The following is a 19,780-nucleotide window of genomic DNA, read 5'->3' as shown; positions in this document are numbered from 1 at the left end:
CGCATGCGTTCCACGCCGCAATGCAGCGCAGTTCCACCGTCATGATGCGACGATTGTGCTCTCACGCGCCGAAGGCCTCACGATCCTCACTCCTCCGCGCAAGGATCGTTATACATAAATTTGAATACCATTCCAGAAAATAATTTAGTTTCATTTTATTGAATTCACCAGACTTGATGTCGCAGCCAGTGCCTGAACCGCCCTCTCACGAGGTGTCAGTCGTGCGTTCAATTCTACGGATGCGATTTCCACGCTTACCGGCACATTTGCTGGCAAAACTTCCAGAAATGCGCGTAAGTCGATGCCGCCGTACCCCGGAATCAGCCGTCCCCCGCGCGCAACCCGGATCAGCTCGCTGTTGGTTCCGACAAAATCTTTTGGCGCATCGCATATCTGAAAATAGTGAATACGCTCAGGCGGGATGAGAATGAGATCCTCGACTTTACCACCCGTCCGATCCCAATGCAGAGCGTCTGCGAGCACACCGCCGTTGGCTTGACCTGCCTTTTCCACAATGGTCAAAGCCGCGCGTGCGTCCCGCACGCCGGTCCACGGCATGAATTCGAGATCGGCAGTTAAGCCGTAGCGGCCCGCAAGCTCTGCAAAACCTGCAAAAGTCTGGATAAGTCGTTCTGGATCAGGATCGTCACCGGCAACCAGAATATTTGCAGCACCGAGTGCTGCCGCACATTCCAGAAACGGTAGAAAGCTCTCCACCTTGGTCTGTGCATTCAAACGCACGATCTCGACATCGCCAACACATATGCCGGTGTCGGATAGTGCGGATCGGGCTTCTCTCAGAACTGCCGGATCGGTGAGAATGGGGTAAGGTCCTTCGCCGCTGGCAGCGGCTGGAAGCAGGCGTAAACCGACGCTGTCATACCCGGCTTCCGCTGCAATGCGGATTGCATCTGCTGGAGCAATATCTGGAATGGTGAGGAATGCGAGCGCGAAATGCCTGCTCATTTCCATTACACCGCACAGAGAAACTCGACCATCAGGTCGCGAACTTCGACAAACATATCTGCGCCGGTGATCGTGCCGCAGCCAATTTCGCGCGCGCGGGCCACAAGCGGCGAGATGGCCGGTTTCGTAATTACTTCACCGACAAACATTTCGGACGTTAGTTTTTCACCATCAAATGGAAGAGCATCGCCGTCTTTCATACCCGCAGGCGTCGCATTCACAATAACATCAAACCCTGTCGGGTCAGATGTACCGGCAGTGATTTTCGCCAAGCCCAATGAAGAAAACCTATTGATCAGATTATCTCGACGTGTCTCATCCATTTCATGAATGGCCAGTTCCGAGATACCAGACTGCACAAACGCGTAGGCAATGGCTCCGCCGGCACCACCAGCGCCTGCTAGCAAGACTCTTTTGCCTTCCAGTTTGCATCCAGCCTTCCGCAGGGCCGCGACATGGCCAATCCCGTCAAACATTGCCCCTTCCCAGCCTGTCGCCGTCCGCCGCAATGTGTTGACGGAACCCAAAAATGCCGCTGTCTCGGAAAGACGATCTGCCATGGCTGTGGCCGCGATCTTGTGAGGAACAGTGACAATAACACCATCCAGATTCTGAAGTGTGAGGATGCCGCGCCAGAAACTCAGCAAATCTTCAGGCTGCACATGCCCCGGTATGCAGATAGCATTATGTCCCCGTGACTGAAGCATCTCGGTTACGCCCTGCGGCGATTTTACCTGCGCAATGGGATCACCGATGACCATGTGGAGACGCAGCGCGCCATTAAGCTCGAGAGCCATGCTTACTCCATTTATTGAATTATATTCTATTTCTGAATATCATACACGAAATGTGCGGTCGAGCGAAAAGCTTTGATTATTTCAACCGATGGAACCGGAGTGCATCTAGCCAGTTTCTTTTGAGCATTCAAAAGGAGAGCGACATGAGCGACTTCGATCTTTATTACTGGCCTGTGCCGTTCCGAGGTCAGTTTATCCGAGGCATTTTGGCCTATGGTGAATGTTCCTGGAACGAGCACAATTTCGACGAGATCGAAGAAATCATGGGCCTCGCTGTTGAGGAGCAGCCTATAGCGTTCATGGGACCGCCGGTTCTAATCGATCACCATCGCAATTTTGCGGTATCGCAGATGTCGGCAATCGCAATGTATCTTGGAGAGCGGTTAGAACTTCTGCCCACAACGGTCGAAGACCGAACGCTGACTGCCAAGGTCGTAAACGATGCGAACGATGTCATCGATGAACTAACACTCAATGGCGGCCGCGAAATGTGGACGCGTGAAAAGTGGAATGAGTTCGTTCCGCGGCTGCAAAAGTGGCTTCGGATTTTTCAAGACACCGGCGAACGAAACGGACTTGAAGCTGACACCGGATTTATGCTGGGATCGGAAACGGCCGGCGTAGCCGATATCGTGACCGCCATTCTCTGGGCTACAATGGCTGATCGGTTTTCGGCCATCAAGGCAATCATTGAGGAAACCTCTCCCACAATCATGGGTCATTCCAAACGGATGCAGGCAATCCCATCACTCACGGCATTGGATACCAAAAGCTTCAATGCCTATGGTCAAGCCTATTGCGGCGGAGAAATTGAGAAATCGCTCCGAAAGGTTGCAACATAGCGCTTCCTTTTTCCGAGCAACATTTTCAGCTGTTCGACTTTACCTCTCTTACCTTTCTTAAGAGCAGCATTGGAATGCCATTTTTCTCAAAAGCGGATATGTGTGTTTCGTCTAAAACGGTTAACCTCTTGGAGCTGAGATTAAAGTGGAGATAACTCCAATTCCTTTGCTACCGCTTCATCGATCGGAGTCTCATATGTCATGAGGATATAACCAAGAACTGAGTAAAAGCCGACCGTAGCGATCAAATCAAAAACGGCTGCTCGCCCAATTTGATCAGCCAGTTTTTCCTCAAGATCGAGTGGCAACCGCCTTTTGTCGAAAAGACAGTCGACAGCTTCCGCAATCAGGCCATCTTCACCTTCCGGCTTCGACCGCATGGCAGCGATGCGCTCATCCGACATTCCAAGCGCACGAGCGCGACTCACGTGATGAGCCCATTCGTAAGCAGACCCCATCCGGTATGCCGAACGCAGGATAACTAGTTCTGAACGCTCCAAGCCTAGAGCGCTGTCTTTCACGATATGCTGGCGCAACGGCGCCCAGGCCCGGACAAGATTCGGATGATATGCCATCGTTCGATAGACATTCAAGGCGCCGGCGAAACCGGATCGAAGATCTTCAATGGCTGCTGGCCAGTCGGCATCTTTAAGCGGTGGGCATGGTGTCTCGGTCATTGTTATCTCTTTGTGATTTAATTCTTTTCAACAGAATGAGCGTATTTCGCGTAAAGCTCCGGAACACGGTCGGCCCAGGTTCCAGTGGCAGCACGATAACGGGCAATGTCATCTAGGTCGAGTACAACCCTCAGCGCATCCTCTCGGTCATGATCGAGATGACCGACTACCCGTCCGTCAGGGGCTATCGCACAGGAACGCCCCATAAAGCGCTGGTCCCATGCAGGCCTGCCCTGTTGCAGTTTAGAGAATAGACGCCGTTTTCCACCGCGCGCGTAGAGCTTCTCATTGTGCCATTGATGCACCTTGATGTAGACCCCTTCAATGCCCACAGGCGTAATGACGAGTGATGCATTGCGCATGACACCGGCCAAACGTTGGTCTTTGACCCCAAGACCAACCACCAGCACAACATTATGAGCAGCGGCGGCGTCTTTCAGTTGCTGTATCTGTGGTCCATCAAGATCGCCAGACTGATCCAGCCCACGTAGAATTTCATCGGCATAGAATGCAATCCCCTCGCCCTCCACCGGCCCCAACGCGCCGAGAAACGTGTGTAACAACGGCACGCATTCAACACCATTGCTATCACAAACTCCGATCACGCCGCCGGGAACGATATTCGTACCGCGAAACTGCTCAACCAGCGCCGCTCCGCGATGCCCCATCGTCAGCTCCGAATTGCCGCTTCGATTGCAGACGACAGCCGGTCAACAATCAAATCGACTTCTTCGGGTTGAATAATATAGGGTGGCGCGAGAAGCACATGATCGCCGCGAACACCATCAATTGTGCCACCCATCGGATAACACAAAAGCCCACGCTGCATTGCCTCCCGCTTGATACGCGCATGCAGCTTCTTTGCTGGATCGAATGGCGTCTTGGAGTCCCTGTCCGCCACAATCTCGATCCCACGAAAAAGCCCCCGTCCGCGGATATTGCCTACATGTGCGTTTTGTACGAGCGCAGCTTCAAGACAGGACTGTAACCGTTCGCCCATACGGATAACATTGTCGAGAATGTCGGTGCCAGTCAGGATTTCCACGACTTTATCGGCAGCAGCAGCTGCAACCGGATGACCGATATAGGTATGGCCGTGCTGAAACAGACCGGAACCGTCTGCAAATGCACGATAGATGCGCTCCGAAAGAACGACGGCGCCGATGGGCTGATAACCACCGCCCAGGCCCTTTGCGATGGTGACCAGATCCGGGACGATACCTTCCTGTTCGAACGCAAAAAGTGTTCCGGTACGCCCCATGCCGCACATGACTTCGTCTAAAATCAGGAGGACGCCATACTTGTCGCAGACGGCCCGTATTTTCTTGAAGTAGTCGGCGACCGGGCCAACCGCGCCAAGCGTCGCGCCCACAACTGGTTCGGCAACGAAAGCGATGACTTCATCGGCACCCAGCTCAATGATCTTGGCTTCGAGTTCAGCGGCCAGACGCGTTGCATAGTCAACGCTATCTTCCTGCGCTTCTTGATCGCGATAGGAATAGCAGGGCGATACGTGATGGGTTTCCGGGAGGATGGGCTGAAACTGTGCGCGACGCCAGGCATTACCGCCTGTCGCTAGCGCGCCAATGGTGTTGCCGTGATAGCTTTGACGACGCGCGATAATGTGGCGGCGCTGGGGTTGTCCGATTTCAACGAAATATTGGCGCGCCATTTTCAACGCGGCCTCCACCGCCTCGGACCCCCCCGAGACCAGATAGACATGGTCGAGCCCGTCCGGGGTCATGGCGACGAGACGTTCGGCAAGCGATTCCGCCGCATCGGTTGTGAAGAACGATGTGTGGGCGTAGCTGATACGATCGATCTGCGCCTTCATCGCCGCTGCAACTTCTGCATTGCCGTGGCCAAGACAGCTCACGGCCGCCCCACCCGACCCATCGATGTAACTGCGCCCCTCGCTGTCCGTGATATAAATACCGTGACCGGCTACGGCTCTTGGTAAATTGGCGCCAATCGAACGGTGAAGAATTCGCGTCATGTTTCTCTCGATTGCCTTGAAAAATTCAACGACTTCCGTCTGACACATTTGTTGCAGGCTTTTCGCTATATTGCAACATATGTTTTATATTGTAAAATTTGGGCACAAACGTATTATTTGAGCATTTATGAAACGTTCTGATCAGCGTTCCATCGACGGCCATCGCGGCATAACATTCGAAATTATTTGACTTTTTACGTAAGACCGCCAAATTCGATCAAAACCCACCTGACGAAAGACGACACAAATGTTGCATACCGACCCATTGCGGGCGCGCATCATTGCTCGCTTTGACGAAATGTCACATCAATTGCAGCAAGCCGCCCGATATATTCTGGCACACCCGCAAGATGTGGCCCTTGTGTCCATGCGGGAACTTGCCCGCAATGCTGGCGTACAACCCTCTACGATCACGCGTTTGACCAAGTTTCTCGGCTTGGACAGTTACGAAGAAATACGGTCCCATCATGCGCAGGCAATTCGGATCAGCGCCGATGGCTTTGCTGCTCGCGCCCTGCAATACAATGTCGATACGCCGGGTGGCGACACCAACGACCTAGCCCGCAATATGCTTCAAGGTCTGTCGGCCCAAATTGCGCGACTTTGTGAACCCCAGTCACTCAACCAGTTAAGCGCGGTGGCCGATCACCTTTTGAAAGCCCGTCGCGTCTATGTGCTCGGACTTCGATCCTGCCATTCCGTTGCCTGGCATTTTCACTACGTGATGTCATTGTTGGGCGACAAGACGATACATCTGGATGGTCCGGCAGGAACCGGCGGCGATGCGCTCATGCATGCCGGTTCCGATGACGCCCTTTTTGCCATTTCAATCAATCCCTATGCGTTGCAGACTTTGGAACTTGCCGAGGTTGCAAGGCAAAAAGCTATGTCGATCGTCGCTATCACAGACAGCGAAGTTTCTCCGCTCGTCGCGATCTCAAATCAAAGCATGCTGGTTTCCACCGAAAGCCAAACGTTCTTTCACACTTTAACACCCGCCCTTGCAGTTTCAGAGGTACTGTGCGGCCTTCTGGCCAACCGCAATCGTCCTCAGTCTATCGAGGCGTTGACCAATGCTGACCGCTATCTGCAATCCCTGAACATTTACGCAAGCACGATACCGCACCGAAAACTCTAGACCCGCCTAATGAAAACGTAGTTCGCTCCAACTGCTTGATCTGTCTATTAAATCGGCAATCTGTACAATTGCCTCACTCATTTTGTGCAAATTTTCATTGCAACAATTAATAAAAAGCATTCTATATTTGCAAGAAGCAGAGAAGGATCGACCTTCAACGCCTCTAACGATAAAGGGAACACATCAATGAAAACGCGTATTCGCCATTTTTTGCTCGGTGCTGTCATCGCTGCCATGTCCATTGGAACTGCCAAGGCCGAGGACCTCGTCGTTGCCACCGATACCGCCTTCGTCCCCTTCGAGTTCAAGCAGGGCGATAAATATGTTGGTTTCGACATCGACCTATGGGATGCCATAGCCAAGGATCTTGGCGTCACCTACACGCTCCAGCCCATGGACTTCAACGGCATCATTCCGGCACTTCAAACCAAACAGGTCGATGTGGGCCTCGCTGGTATCACCATCAAGGATGAGCGCAAGCAGGTCATCGATTTCTCTGATGGATATTATGACAGCGGCTTTCTGCTAATGGTTCCTGCGGACAGCACAATCACGGGTGCGCAAGACCTGAAAGGCAAGACAGTAGCCATCAAGACCGGCACATCTGCTGCCGACTATGCCAAGGCAAACTTCAAAGACACAGAACTGCGGCAGTTCCCGAACGTTGATAATGCCTATATGGAACTACAGACGGGCCGCGTTGATGCAGCCATGCACGATACGCCGAACATCCTTTACTACATTAACACAGCTGGCGGCGGTAAGGTCAAGGCTGTGGGCGAGCAGATGATGGCGCAACAATATGGCATTGCTTTTCCCAAGGGCAGCGATCTTGTCGCCAAAGTGAATGTGTCGCTCGCCAAGCTGAAGCAAGATGGTAGCTACACCGCCATTTACAAGAAATGGTTCGGTACCGAACCGAAACTTTGATCCGTCACTAAACGGCCTCGGCGCGTCGGGTTTACCGACGCGCATTCTATGGGAGCACACCAATGCAGTTTGACTGGTCGGTGGTCATAGATGCACTGCCTGCCCTTCTGGGCGGAGCGCGCCTGACCATCCTGATTGCACTCGCCGGTCTTGTCGGCGGCACTATTCTTGGAACAATCACCGGCTTCATGCGCACCTATGGCAACTGGCTGCTGAACGCTATTGCTTTTATCTATATCGAGATTATTCGCGGCACCCCCATCGTCGTACAGGTAATGTTTATTTATTTCGCATTACCAATGGTCGCGGATATTCGTGTGAACCCGATGACAGCAGCCGTGACTGCTATCGTCGTCAATGCTGGTGCCTATATTGCTGAAATCGTTCGCGGTACTTTACTTTCGGTCAGCAAGGGCCTGAAAGAAGCGGGCCTCGCTCTTGGCTTGCCCATGTGGAAAGTGTTGGCCTATGTCATTGGCCCCATAGCGTTCCGCCGCATGATCCCTCCCCTCGGCAATCAGTTCATCGTCAGCCTCAAAGACACCTCGCTATTCATCGTGATCGGCGTCGGAGAATTGACCCGCCAAGGTCAAGAGATCATGGCTTCCAACTTTAGAGCCGTCGAAATCTGGACCGCGGTTGCGATACTGTATCTCATCATGACCGGCGTTCTGACCCTCGCTCTCCGCTTCACCGAAAAAAGGATGCGCATCCTATGAGCATCGTCGAGTTCAAGAACGTTACAAAGACCTTCGGCCCGATCACAGTTCTCAAGGATGTCGATCTCAGCATCAATGCCGGTGAGGTGGTTGTCTTGATCGGCCCTTCAGGTTCGGGAAAGTCCACGCTCTTGCGTTGTATCAACGCATTGGAAGAAATCGATGCCGGTGACCTGATCGTCGACAATATCAGCGTTCGCGACGGGCGTTCACGCGTGCGCCTGATCCGTCAGGAAGCTGGTATGGTGTTCCAACAGTTCAATCTTTTTCCGCAAATGACTGCACTCGAGAATGTGGCATTCGGTCCGCGCCGCGTGCGCGGCGTTTCGAAAGCCGACGCAATAGAGCAGGCACAGGCTTTACTGGTCAAAGTGGGATTAGGCGAACGCGGCGGACATTATCCTTCGGAATTGTCTGGTGGACAGCAACAGCGTGTTGCCATCGCCCGTGCCCTGGCTGTGAAGCCCAAACTCATGCTCTTCGACGAGCCCACATCTGCACTGGATCCAGAACTGCGGCAGGAGGTGCTCAAAGTTATGCAATCGCTCGCCGACGAGGGCATGACGATGATTGTTGTTACACACGAGATTGCTTTCGCCCGACAAGTGGGCACCAGACTGATCTTCATGGAGGGCGGCAAGATCACGGTCGATGGAAGCCCGGCTACGTTGCTCGATAATCCCGAAAATCCCCGTCTGCGCGAGTTCCTTCAACATGTCCATTAATGTCTCCAATCGGCTGTCGGCAATCGCGGTCAAAGGCACATCCTTCGAAATCGGAAGAGCATTGGGACAGCATGGCGCAGCACTTGCGCATCGGCATCTGATTCGTACCCATGCCTGGGCAGTCGTCACCAGATTCAAGGACAGTGAGCGCGTACAAGAAGCGCTCTCGCTGACGGAAAAACACTTCCCAGACTATCTTGACGAGTTGACAGGATTGGCTGACGGTCTGGACCTCCCGTTCAAGGATGTTTTTGCATGGAACTGCCGTGGTGATGTGTGGGCTTTAAGCCCTGACGGTTGTACAACCGTTCAGACACCCGGGGCCAAACCGGGGGTCGCGCACAATGAGGATGGGGATCCCGGATTGCGGGCTGGTTGTGCAATTGCAACCATTCAGCCGAAGTCGGGCCGCACTTTCAGTGCGTTTGTTTATCCCGCCTCTCTTCCGGGCCACACATTTGCGCTCAATGATGCTGGGCTTGTGATGACGGTGAACAATATCCGGTCTCGCCAAAGCGGCAACGGGCTTCCGCGCATGGTGCTGACCCGCGCCCTACTCGATTGTGCCTCACTGGATGAAGCCATTGATCTCTTGCACGTCTCACCGCGCGCTGGCGCATTCCACCTCACGCTCGCCCGCCCGGGTGAATCGGAGATCTTCAGCGTCGAGTTCACGCATGACAGTGTATCGGTTATTCCAGTGGTCACGCAGTCCTGCCATGCCAACCATCTGATCCACGAGACCACGATCAAAGAAAAACAGGTCGTGACGGACTCGTCGCAGTCGAGACAGGAACGTGGAGATGAATTGCTCGCCCTTTGCGAGACAGCATCTGCCGACCCTTTGACCATTCTCCGCGATGCTCAAAGAACGGCGCTGCCGATTTATCGCATGCAGCCAGATGACCCCGACAATGAGAATACGCTGGCCACAGCAAACTTTGCGATTGGCACAGATAGTGTTGAATGCGCCGTTTATGATAATCTCGAATCTTCTCCGCGCTTTCGTTTTCGAAGCGATGCGCTCAGTCCCGTATGAGGTTCATGGATGACCGGTGGCAGTATATCGACCGATTTCTCACGTCCGCAGACGCTTGAACAGCTGCGTGCCTTGACGGTCGATATTCGGCGCGGCGCGGCAGGCTTATCATTAGGCGGCAAATCGCTGGATGTGCTCTCGCGCCTCGTCGACGTGCCAGAACAAACAGCCGTGCGCTCGATCTCTGAACTCGCCGATATCCTTGGCATCAATGCATCGACATTGACCCGGCTCGCACAGCGACTGGGCTATGGCGGTTTCGGTGACTTACAAAACATTTTCCGGGAGGCCATCGCGGATGATGAGCAATATTTTTACAGCCGGCAAGCGGGCAAGCTCATGTCGGTCAAATCAGAACCCGATGAAGAATTGCATGTCGTCGAGATAATTTCGGCAGAATCGAAGGCAAATATCGATGGGTTTCTCTCACAATTGGACAATACCCAATTGCGAGAGGCGGCTGCGCTGTTAGCCCACGCAGGGCGCATTCGCGTTCATGGGGTGAGGCAATTTCATGCATTCGCGAGTTTTCTGACCTACGGGCTTTCGATGATCCGCAGTGACGTCGCCCTATTGGATGCGCCACGGCTTGGGGAAGCCGAAAGTATTGCCCAGCTTTCGCATGGGGATGTCATTGTGGTGGCGAGTTGCGCACCCTATACACGCAATGTTGCCGATGTGGCAAAGGTGGCCGCGAAACACGGCATTGATGTGATTGCCATCACCGATACCCGTGCGTCTCCACTCGTCGTGCCCTCAAAACATGCCTTTTTCATTCCCCATAACAGCAGCTTCTTCAGCAACAGTATGGGCGCATATATCGTCTTCTGCGAGGGACTGCTCAATCTGGTCGCGCGTGCGCTTGGCGATCAAGCAATAGATGCGCTCGCAAAACGCGAAGCACTCATAGGCGACTTGGGAATAGAGAACTGATCCTCCTCTGTATCGCACCCGTCACGCCTGCCGGTTGATAAACCGGCTGAGGTCAGCCTTGCGTTTCTACCCCACAAAAGCCAGTTCATTGCGACCATTTAATGCGCGCTGCGTCATTCTAAATTCGTTTGGATAAAGGATGGTATAGCCGAAATCATGAGATTGCTGATCGTAACGACCGCAACTGTTACTGCGCCATAGCGGCGCTTCAATTCATATCATAGTGCAATTCCCCAACAGCGCGACAGGTGCTGCTTTTGCCACGCTTTCTCGGCGAAATGTCGGATCGGAATGGAAGCAACGATTGCGCTCATAGTCATTACAAGTGACCCACAATCTCAAAAGACCCTGTGAGTAGAACTGGTTTTCTCTTTTCATTCCTCTCCCTGTGAACAGTTTTTGAGAAATTATCGGCATCGAAGACTCATTATTGCATTCCAGAAATTATTCGCTATCATATTTCAATCAAAGTAATTGCATAACAATTAAATGGGAAAATGACAGTGCCAGTGATTGCGGAACTGATTGACCTAATTGGCGCTGACGCAGTGATCGTCGATGCCGCGGAGATGGCTCATGCCACCGAAGACTGGCGCGGACGATATAGCGGCGAAGCGCTTTGCGTTGCGCGCCCGGCAAACACGGAACAGGTTGCGGCTATCGTCGCCTGTTGCAATCGCCACGGCGTGGCCGTTCTGCCGCAAGGCGGCAATACTGGTCTGGTTGGTGGCTCCGTTCCCGCAAGGGATGGCCCAGCGCCCGTTATCGTCAGTCTCGAACGGATGCGCCGCATCCGTAATGTCGACCCCGTGAACAACACGATGGAAGTCGACGCAGGCTGCGTCCTGGCCAATATCCATACGGCAGCAAACGATGCCGGGCGTTATTATCCGGTCAGCCTCGGTGCTGAAGGTTCCTGCCAGATTGGCGGCACCATCGCGACCAATGCGGGCGGCACATCGGTTCTGCGTTATGGCAATACCCGCGAAAACATCCTCGGCCTGGAAGCTGTCCTGCCGGACGGTTCTGTCTGGTCCGATCTCAAGGCACTGCGCAAAAACAATTCCGGCTATGATCTGAAGCATCTATTCATCGGCTCCGAGGGCACGCTTGGCATCATCACTGCCGCCGTCCTGAAGCTGCATCCGCAGCCGATCCGGCACGTCGTGGCTTGGGCTGGACTTTCGAGTGCTCATACCGCCGTCAAGCTCCTGACAACTGTGCAGGAGCGTTACGGCGCCAAGCTTTCCGGTTATGAATTGATGAATCGTCTTCAACTCGATCTGGTGGTGGAAAACGTCCCGCAACGCCGATCACCGGTTGATACGGAACATGACTGGCACCTGCTGATCGAGCTTTCCGATAGCGGTGGCGAGGATGATCTTGATGCAGCACTTGAAAGTCTGCTTGGAGAGGCTTTCGAAGACGGCTTGATTGAAAATGCCGTCATCGCCAGCAGCGAAGCCCAGCGTGCCGCCATGTGGGAAGTACGCCACAGCGTTTCCGAAGCCAATAAGAAGGCTGGCGTCGGACTGACGACGGATTGTGCCGTGCCGGTTGCAGCGACCGCAGAATTCATTGATCGCGCAAGCACTGCGGTTCTCGCTCTCGCGTCCAATGCCTCGCTCGTCATCGTTGGCCATCTGGGCGACGGCAATGTGCACTTCATTCCATTCTTCACCTTCGACGATTGGAAATCGTTGGAAAATCGCGATGCGATTGCCGCCGATATCCGCCATGCCGTCAATGACGCCGCCTTTGCGCTGGGTGGCACATTCAGCGCCGAACATGGTGTCGGACAGGTCTCGCTTCAGGAAATGGAGCGTTACAAGACAACCACCGATCTGGCCCTGATGCGGGCCGTGAAGTCAGCGATCGATCCGAAAGGATTGTTCAACCCTGGCCGTCTCATACCGCCAGCAAGAGCGGGTACCGACACGACAGGCCAATAAAATCCTCCAGAGCCGACAGACTTGTCGGGTTCAGCATTGCTTTGAAAGGGAACGAATATGACAATCAAGAATTCCATCTGGTCACGCCGCCAGTTTCTGAAAACCACCGCAGCAGGTGCAGTCGCTCTCGCCACGCCAGCGATCTGGACGCCATCTCGCGCCCAGAGCAAGCGCATCGTCGTGCGTGATGATGGCGGCATTTATACCAAGGCTTACGGTGCCGTTTTCTACCGTCCGTTCCAGGAAGCAACCGGCATCGAAGTCGTGGGCGTTCAGGCCAATGCGGAACCGACCGCGCAAATCCGTTCGATGGTTGATGCCGGGTCTTATACCTGGGACATGGCCAAGATCAGCGAACCGGCCATTCTCATGCTCACTGCTGGAGACAAGAAATATCTTGAAAAGCACGGCCTCGAAAGTGAAGCCGTCATCGCCAGCCTGCCGAAGCAATATCTTTCGGACTATGGCGTGGGCAACAATGTTTACACCACCGTCCTTGCCTATCGCACGGACGCTTTTGAGGGCCGCGAAGCACCAAAATCCTGGTCCGACTTCTTCAATCTGGAGAAGATTGAAGGTCGCCGCGCACTGCGCAAGCACCCGTTCGACACCATCGAACAGGCGCTGATGGCGGACGGCGTGGCTAATGCCGATGTCTACCCATGCGATCTCGACCGCGCCTTCAAGTCGCTCGACCGCATCAAGAAGGATGTTTCGGTATTCTGGACCAGTGGCGCGCAGGTTGAGCAGATGCTGATTTCCGGCGAAGTGGACATGATCCCAACCTGGGTGTCGCGTGCGCAGTCGGCCCAGTCGGGCGGTGCGCCGGTTGAAATCGTCTGGGATCAGAACATCTGGGGCCTTGATAATTGGGCGATCCTCGCCGGAACGCCGAATGCCGACGCCTGCCGGGAATTCATCAAGTTCGCCTCTGATCCGAAGCGTCAGGCCCAGCTCGTCGAGTATTTCGCCGCTGGCGTTACCCAGCCTGAAGCTTTCGACATCATTGATCCAAAAGTTGCGCAGAACTGCCCGACCTTCCCGGATCACATCAAGAATGGCGTCAAGATCAATGCCCAGTACTGGTACGACAATCAGGACAAGGCCATCGAACGTTATAATAGCTGGCTCTTGAGCTAACCCGAAGCAACAGGTCCGGCGCCAGCCGGGCCTGCCACTTCGAGCAGATACGATGTTCGGTAAAACAAAAAATTTAGAGCGCCGATCCAGCACGAATTGATCGAAACGCGCTCTAGCCCAGCGGAATTGCCATGTCTTCATCCAGCCTTACCATTCAGAAACTCGCCAAGCGCTATGGCGATTTTATCGCACTTGCCGAAACGGACCTTCTCGTCCCCGAAGGCGAGTTCCTGACCCTACTCGGCCCATCGGGATCGGGTAAGACAACCCTTCTCAGCCTGATTGCAGGCCTCGCCCGCCCGGACAATGGCGCGGTACTGATCGGCAACGAGGATGTGACCTATAGCGCACCGCATCTGCGTGATATTGGTGTGGTGTTCCAGAACTACGCTCTGTTCCCGCATATGACCATTCTGGAGAACATCGCGTTTCCGCTGAAGATGCGCAAAGTGGCCGCCGAAGAGGCGCGCAAACGCGCGACCGAAGCGTTGGAAATGATCCGCCTTCCGCATATTGCACAGCGTTATCCGAAAGAACTTTCCGGCGGCCAACAGCAGCGCGTGGCACTGGCCCGCTGCATGGTCTACCGGCCTTCGATTATCCTGATGGACGAACCGCTCGGCGCGCTCGACAAGAAGCTGCGCGAACACATGCAGCTTGAAATCAAGCGCATTCACCGTGAGCTCGGTGCAACAATCATCTATGTGACACATGATCAGGAAGAAGCGATGACGATGTCGGATCGCATCTGCTTGATGAATTCCGGCAATATCGAACAGCTCGGCACGCCAGCTGATCTTTATTTCCGGCCAAAGACGCTGTTTGTCGCCGACTTCCTCGGTGAATCGAACCTGCTGCCCGCGACGGTCGAAAAGATCGATGGTGACGAAGCGATTGTCCGCATCGGCGCCAAGGGCGTTGAGGCCCGCGCGCTCAGCAACGGTCCGGTTCAGCCGTCCGCATCCATCCATGTCATGATCCGCCCGCAAAACCTTGCCGTGACGCTGGCAAGCGACGGCGAATCTTCGGCACTTCGCGCTACAGTAACCGATGTTATGGTGACGGGCAGCCTGACCAAGATTTATATGCGCGCTGAAGACGAAACCCTCCCGGAACTGGTTGCCGCTTTCCCGACGCGCATCTCCGGTCGCGCCTTCCAGATCGGCGACGTGCTGGCACTATCCTGGCACGGCACCGACGCGGTCACCATTGTCGGTAACGGGAAGGCCTGACCATGACCGCTCTCCCAATCCGTTCCAGCAAACAGCCGATGCCGCTATGGATCAAGCAACTGCTCATGATCGCACCGCTGATCGTGCTTTTGCTCGCATTCCTCGTCTATCCCGTCGGCAAGTTGTTGTCGTTGAGCTTTGTCGGCCGCGACGGCTTTTCGCTTGCCGCCTATCAGCAGCTTTTTGCTTCCAGCCTTTATCTCAATGTCCTGTGGATCACGCTCAAGATCTCGTTGGCGACCACCGCACTTTCCGTCTTGCTTGGTTATCCGGTGGCCTATCTGATCTCGACGGCGGGCCCCAAGGCTAAGAGTTGGCTGATTTTCCTCGTGCTACTGTCCTTCTGGACAAGCTTTCTGGTGCGCGCTTTTGCATGGGTGGTTATTCTTGGCCGCAATGGCGCTATCAACCAGTTCCTGCTGGCGATTGGCGTGATCGACCGTCCGGCCAACCTTATCTACAGTCTCGGCGCGGTTCTCGTCGGCATGGTCCATGCCATGCTGCCGCTCGCCGTCATGACCATGCTGTCGGTAATGGAAAACATTGACCGCAATCTGCCCCGCGCCGCCTCGACGCTTGGAGCCCGTCCAGGCTCTGCCTTCTGGACAGTCTACTTCCCGCTGTCCATGCCGGGCGTGGCAGCCGCAGCCATCATGGTTTTCGTCACCTCAATCGGCTTCTTCATCGTACCATCGCTTCTGGGCGGTCGCTTTGAAACCATGATCACCCAGCTTATCATTGATCAGGTGCAGCAGACGCTGAACTGGGGTCTGGCCGGTGCGATATCCGTGCTGCTTCTGGTGGTCGTGCTTGCGGTTTTCATCATCTATGACCGGATTTTCGGCTTCCAGAGCCTGACCGGCGAAACAGCAACCGCCAATGTGAACCGCGATACCGCCGCTCGTCGTGCCGGTGCCAGATTCCTTGCTGTCATTGGCGATATCAGTGACCGACTAATTGCACTTTTCCCCGGCAGCCGCAAAAGCTCCGACGCGGAGAAATCACCGAAACTGCTGAGCGGTTTTGTCTGGACTCTGCTGATCCTCATCAGCTTGCCAGCCATCATGATGATCCCGATTTCGTTCAGCGCTTCCGGGCTCAACTGGCCGCCTTCCGGCTTTACCATGCAGTGGTATGAGCAGATGTGGAACACACCAGTGTGGTCTCAAGCGCTGTGGCGGTCGCTAGTTGTGGCTTTCGGTGCAGGTATTTTGTCAATGCTGATCGGGATTCCCGCGGCCTTTCTGCTGGCTCGCGCCAATATTCGCGGCAAGGCGGCAATCCTCGCCTTCGTACTGTCGCCCATCGTGGCTCCACGCATCATTATCGCGGTCGGCTTGTTCTATGTCTTCGCAGAACTCGGACTGGTCGGAACCTCCGTCGGCCTCATTATCGGCCATACGGTGGTTTGCGTGCCTTATGTGGTGATGACGATGGTTGCAGTGCTGCGCAATTATGACACGCGTCTCGATCTCGCAGCACAAAGTCTGGGCGCGAGCCCGGTCAAGAGTCTTGCCTATGTCACCTTCCCCATGCTGGCCGCAGGCATGTTCTCGGCATTTCTCTTTGCCTTCGCGACCTCCTTCGACGAACTCACAATCGCACTGTTCTCGTCGGGCGGGTTGAATTCAACCCTGCCAAAGCAGTTCTGGGATGAAGTGACCCTTCAGGTATCACCGGTCATCGCTGCGGTATCGACGTGCCTCCTCGTCTTTATCTCGGTGCTGATTTTCGTCGCCGACCGTTTGCGTCAGCGCAGCATGACGCGCTGAACCAATTACTGAATACGCATGAAAGGACTATCCATGATCAATTCTTCCAGCCTTCGCGGCATTTTGCCTGCCCTCGTCACGCCGGTTCAAAGCGACGACACGATCGACCTGAAGGCCACCGAAGCACTTTTTGCCTGGCTCGACCAGCAAGGTGTTGACGGCGTTGTCCCGCTCGGCGGTACAGGTGAGTACGGCGCGCTTTCGCGTGGTGAACGCAACCGCTTTGTCGAGCTTTCGGCCAAGGCCATGGAAGGTAAGGGCCCGGTCGTCGCGGGCGTGCTCGACCCTGGCTATCATGACGCCATTGCTTCCGCCAAGGACTTCGCAGCGGCCGGTGCAGATGCTCTACTGGTTATCACGCCTTACTACACCAACCCGACACAGGCTGGCATCCGCGACTATTTCCTGCGCTATGCAGACGAGTCGCCATTGCCGATCCTGCTCTACGAAATTCCGTATCGCACGCGTATCGCCATCGATCCGGAAGTCACACACGAGCTGTCTCGCCATGAACGCATCATAGGCATGAAGGCCTGCAATACCGACATGTATCACTATCTGCGTGTGGTGGCAGGCGTTGACGCTTCGTCCTTCGCAGTACTCAGCGGCGAAGATCACCTGTTCCCGCTGCATGTTGCAGCCGGTGCGACGGGCGGTATCGTCGTGACTGCAAATCTTCTGCCGCGCGTCTGGCGCAAGATGTTCGACCTGGCAAGTGAAGGCAAAACCGCCGAAGCGCTGGCATTGCACCGCGATCTGATCCCGTTGATGAACCACGCATTCGCGGAAACCAATCCGGGCCCGATGAAATCCGTTATGGATCTGATCAATGTCAACGCGCCGACCATGCTTGCGCCGTTGCGCCAGCCGAAGCCCGAATTGAGCGAAGCGCTCAAGAAGGAATATGCACGTCTTCTGGACAAGTACGAAAGATCGCCTGTCGATCTTGCTTCTTGAGCAATTAGTTAGGCAAATACAGAGATGAGGTCGGGTTTAGCAACCCGTCCTTTCGAGCGCGGGGCCGACCGGTCCTGCGCTTTCGCAGCAAATAGAAAATGAAAGAACCGATATGTCGATGCAGGCAGATACAGGGAAAAAGTCGGGAGAGACAGGCCGCGAGGAAGCCGATCCCAAGCGCTCGTCCCTGTTCGTTGGATCGACCGAAAAGACATTTCAGATTCTGCACGCTTTCGACGGGCCACAGCGGCAGATGCCGCTTTCGGAAATCGCGAAACTGGCCGGGCTGGATCGAAGCGCAGCGCAGCGTCTGGTTCACACACTGGAGACGCTTGGTTTTCTGCGCCGTGTCCACAATACGCGTAACTACGCCCTGACCTCCAAGGTTCTCCAGTTCGCCTATAATTATCTCTCCGCCCATGAAGTCCTGCACAAGGCAGCCCCCTATCTGCTGGAGATCAGCCGAACGGTCGGTGAAACCGCCAATCTTCAGGAACTGGACGGGACGGAAATCGTTTATGTCGGTCGCTTTCCAGGCCAGCACCTCGTCAATGTCGACATTATGGTCGGAAGTCGCCTACCTGCCCTTTTCACGGCATCGGGAACCGTCATCCTGTCCCACCGCTCGTCGGAAGAGCAGGAAGAAGTCTTCGAACGCTCCGTATTGAAGTCGCTGACGCCTTATACAGTAACGGACAAGGGCCGCTTGAAAGCCCGTATTCAGGAAGCGGCCGAAAAGGGCTATGCCATCGTGGCCAATGAAACAGTTCTCGGCGATATTTCGGTTGCCGCCGCTGTAACCGACGAACGTGGCCGCGCCGTTGCAGCCGTCAATATCGCCGCGCCGACCACAAGATGGTCGCTCGAACGCGTCGAAGCCGAATTGGCACATCACGTTCAGGTCGCCGCGACGTCGATCTCCATGTCGAAGTTCATTCGCTAGGACCAGATTAGCGTCGCTTGGACCACCTACTGTAAATCGAACATGCGTTGTGGCTCGATTATCGGTTTCGTTTAGCCAGCGCGGCGTTGAGGACTTGCTTTCCGAGCGCGGTATGCACCTCGTTTCAGACTGAATAGCATTGTGCCATTACACCCAGCTTCCGCTGAGACGGTGAATAAAAGAAGTTTTCCCCGCCTCAAGATTCGTCACTCAGATGCAGCCGCCAGCAAGGCTGCGGTCAGCCATCTTCCCCATTGAACAACATCGTCATGAGTTTCTATGAGGTCGTGACGGACTTCGATTAAAACGCCAGGTAATTTCCGGCTATCGGCATGGGTCGGTACTGTGTAATCTTCGTCCGGATGGATATTATACGGTTCATTATCTCCAATCATCAAACCGGTTTCCTTCTCCAAGGCAGCGATCAAAGCACGGCCAAAGACTTTGGCTTCCCCATACAGAATGCCTGCATGCCATGGCCTTACCGTTCCGCTATAAACGGGTGTAAAACTATGCACACCGACGATAATTGTGGGTTGGCTCTGTTCGGTCCGCCAATCCAGCCTGCGCCTGACGGCATCGGCAAAAGGACGAAACAACGTGTCGATGCGTTGCTGGCGCTCGACCTCACTAAGCCCACGGTTTCCAGGGACAGGCGTAGCCTCGCTGATTTCGGGAATGGCAGAGGCCACATGTAACGGCCGATTGCAGTCTATGACCAGACGCGAGTAATTCGTCATAAACAGCGGCGCATCGAGTGCGGCACTCAGCTGCTGGGACAGCGCGCTCACGCCGATATCCCATGCGATGTGTCGTTGCCTTTCCTCATATGACACACCCAGATCGCCAAGCGCGCGTGGTATGCGATTGGACGCATGTTCACACAGAAGCAAAAAGGGCGATGCCCCATCGGGGTTGACAACCGTATATGGCGGCGGTTCGTCAATCGCTAATAGTGGTTTCACTGGGTCATGACGCGCCGCCACCGCCGAAAATCTCGTTTCGTCTTTCATAGCTTGTCC

General features: G+C 54.7%; 19 protein-coding genes. 13 read left to right on the top strand and 6 right to left on the bottom strand.

The window, feature by feature from the left end:
* Positions 1 to 150 precede the first annotated feature (150 nt).
* Entirely contained in the window at positions 151 to 966 is an 816-nt protein-coding gene (locus tag FHW00_RS16395) for a sugar phosphate isomerase/epimerase family protein (RefSeq protein ID WP_078337490.1), read from the bottom strand.
* A gap of 5 nt (positions 967 to 971) precedes the next feature.
* Positions 972 to 1,763, bottom strand: coding sequence for a shikimate dehydrogenase family protein (locus FHW00_RS16390; protein WP_078337361.1), 792 nt, complete (start codon positions 1,761 to 1,763; stop codon positions 972 to 974).
* Positions 1,764 to 1,906: 143 nt separating this feature from the next.
* On the opposite strand from FHW00_RS16390, the gene FHW00_RS16385 reads away from it, so the two are divergent.
* Entirely contained in the window at positions 1,907 to 2,605 is a 699-nt protein-coding gene (locus tag FHW00_RS16385) for a glutathione S-transferase (RefSeq protein ID WP_078337362.1), read from the top strand.
* Between the two features lie 140 nt (positions 2,606 to 2,745).
* Here FHW00_RS16385 and FHW00_RS16380 read toward each other — a convergent pair whose 3' ends face one another.
* The 3 genes from FHW00_RS16380 to FHW00_RS16370 are packed head-to-tail and all read right to left on the bottom strand — an operon-like array spanning position 2,746 to position 5,278.
* Positions 2,746 to 3,282: a carboxymuconolactone decarboxylase family protein gene (locus FHW00_RS16380; protein WP_078337363.1), complete on the bottom strand. Its 537-nt coding sequence runs from the start codon at positions 3,280 to 3,282 to the stop codon at positions 2,746 to 2,748.
* Positions 3,283 to 3,299: 17 nt separating this feature from the next.
* On the bottom strand, positions 3,300 to 3,950 hold the full coding sequence (locus tag FHW00_RS16375) for a M81 family metallopeptidase (protein WP_078337364.1): 651 nt from the start codon (positions 3,948 to 3,950) through the stop codon (positions 3,300 to 3,302).
* Positions 3,951 to 3,952: 2 nt separating this feature from the next.
* Positions 3,953 to 5,278: an aspartate aminotransferase family protein gene (locus FHW00_RS16370; protein WP_078337491.1), complete on the bottom strand. Its 1,326-nt coding sequence runs from the start codon at positions 5,276 to 5,278 to the stop codon at positions 3,953 to 3,955.
* Between the two features lie 265 nt (positions 5,279 to 5,543).
* Between FHW00_RS16370 and FHW00_RS16365 the strand changes: the two genes are divergently transcribed.
* From FHW00_RS16365 to FHW00_RS16310, 12 genes are all read left to right on the top strand, one after another.
* Positions 5,544 to 6,416 (top strand): MurR/RpiR family transcriptional regulator, encoded by an 873-nt coding sequence (locus tag FHW00_RS16365; protein ID WP_445557875.1) that lies wholly within the window; start codon positions 5,544 to 5,546, stop codon positions 6,414 to 6,416.
* Positions 6,417 to 6,602: 186 nt separating this feature from the next.
* Positions 6,603 to 7,346 (top strand): glutamine ABC transporter substrate-binding protein GlnH, encoded by a 744-nt coding sequence (gene glnH / locus FHW00_RS16360; protein WP_078337366.1) that lies wholly within the window; start codon positions 6,603 to 6,605, stop codon positions 7,344 to 7,346.
* Between the two features lie 62 nt (positions 7,347 to 7,408).
* Positions 7,409 to 8,065: a glutamine ABC transporter permease GlnP gene (gene glnP, locus FHW00_RS16355; protein ID WP_078337368.1), complete on the top strand. Its 657-nt coding sequence runs from the start codon at positions 7,409 to 7,411 to the stop codon at positions 8,063 to 8,065.
* Entirely contained in the window at positions 8,062 to 8,790 is a 729-nt protein-coding gene (glnQ, locus tag FHW00_RS16350; protein ID WP_078337369.1) for a glutamine ABC transporter ATP-binding protein GlnQ, read from the top strand. Before glnP ends, glnQ begins: the two co-directional genes overlap by 4 nt.
* Positions 8,717 to 9,829, top strand: a complete 1,113-nt coding sequence (locus tag FHW00_RS16345) for a C45 family autoproteolytic acyltransferase/hydolase (protein ID WP_445558211.1) — start codon at positions 8,717 to 8,719, stop codon at positions 9,827 to 9,829. Before glnQ ends, FHW00_RS16345 begins: the two co-directional genes overlap by 74 nt.
* A 9-nt stretch (positions 9,830 to 9,838) precedes the next feature.
* Entirely contained in the window at positions 9,839 to 10,762 is a 924-nt protein-coding gene (locus FHW00_RS16340; RefSeq protein ID WP_078337371.1) for a MurR/RpiR family transcriptional regulator, read from the top strand.
* 497 nt (positions 10,763 to 11,259) lie between these two features.
* A complete protein-coding gene (locus FHW00_RS16335) occupies positions 11,260 to 12,714 on the top strand; it encodes an FAD-binding oxidoreductase (RefSeq protein ID WP_078337372.1) in 1,455 nt (484 codons plus the stop codon).
* A 57-nt stretch (positions 12,715 to 12,771) separates the two neighbouring features.
* A complete protein-coding gene (locus tag FHW00_RS16330) occupies positions 12,772 to 13,854 on the top strand; it encodes an extracellular solute-binding protein (protein WP_139364337.1) in 1,083 nt (360 codons plus the stop codon).
* A gap of 131 nt (positions 13,855 to 13,985) precedes the next feature.
* A complete protein-coding gene (locus FHW00_RS16325; protein WP_078337373.1) occupies positions 13,986 to 15,086 on the top strand; it encodes an ABC transporter ATP-binding protein in 1,101 nt (366 codons plus the stop codon).
* A gap of 2 nt (positions 15,087 to 15,088) precedes the next feature.
* On the top strand, positions 15,089 to 16,858 hold the full coding sequence (locus FHW00_RS16320) for an ABC transporter permease subunit (protein WP_078337374.1): 1,770 nt from the start codon (positions 15,089 to 15,091) through the stop codon (positions 16,856 to 16,858).
* Positions 16,859 to 16,891: 33 nt separating this feature from the next.
* Positions 16,892 to 17,815, top strand: a complete 924-nt coding sequence (dapA, locus tag FHW00_RS16315; RefSeq protein ID WP_078337375.1) for a 4-hydroxy-tetrahydrodipicolinate synthase — start codon at positions 16,892 to 16,894, stop codon at positions 17,813 to 17,815.
* Positions 17,816 to 17,927: 112 nt separating this feature from the next.
* Positions 17,928 to 18,758 carry an IclR family transcriptional regulator gene (locus FHW00_RS16310; protein WP_445558210.1) on the top strand — a complete coding sequence of 277 codons (831 nt, stop codon included), beginning with the start codon at positions 17,928 to 17,930 and terminating at the stop codon, positions 18,756 to 18,758.
* Between the two features lie 206 nt (positions 18,759 to 18,964).
* Here the strand turns inward: FHW00_RS16310 and FHW00_RS16305 are convergent, their stop codons facing one another.
* Positions 18,965 to 19,771, bottom strand: a complete 807-nt coding sequence (locus FHW00_RS16305) for an N-formylglutamate amidohydrolase (RefSeq protein WP_078337494.1) — start codon at positions 19,769 to 19,771, stop codon at positions 18,965 to 18,967.
* Positions 19,772 to 19,780: the final 9 nt, after the last annotated feature.

Source organism: Ochrobactrum sp. P6BSIII, assembly GCF_014138065.1.
GTDB lineage: Bacteria > Pseudomonadota > Alphaproteobacteria > Rhizobiales > Rhizobiaceae > Brucella.
This window is presented reverse-complemented; position numbering and strand designations above follow the sequence as displayed.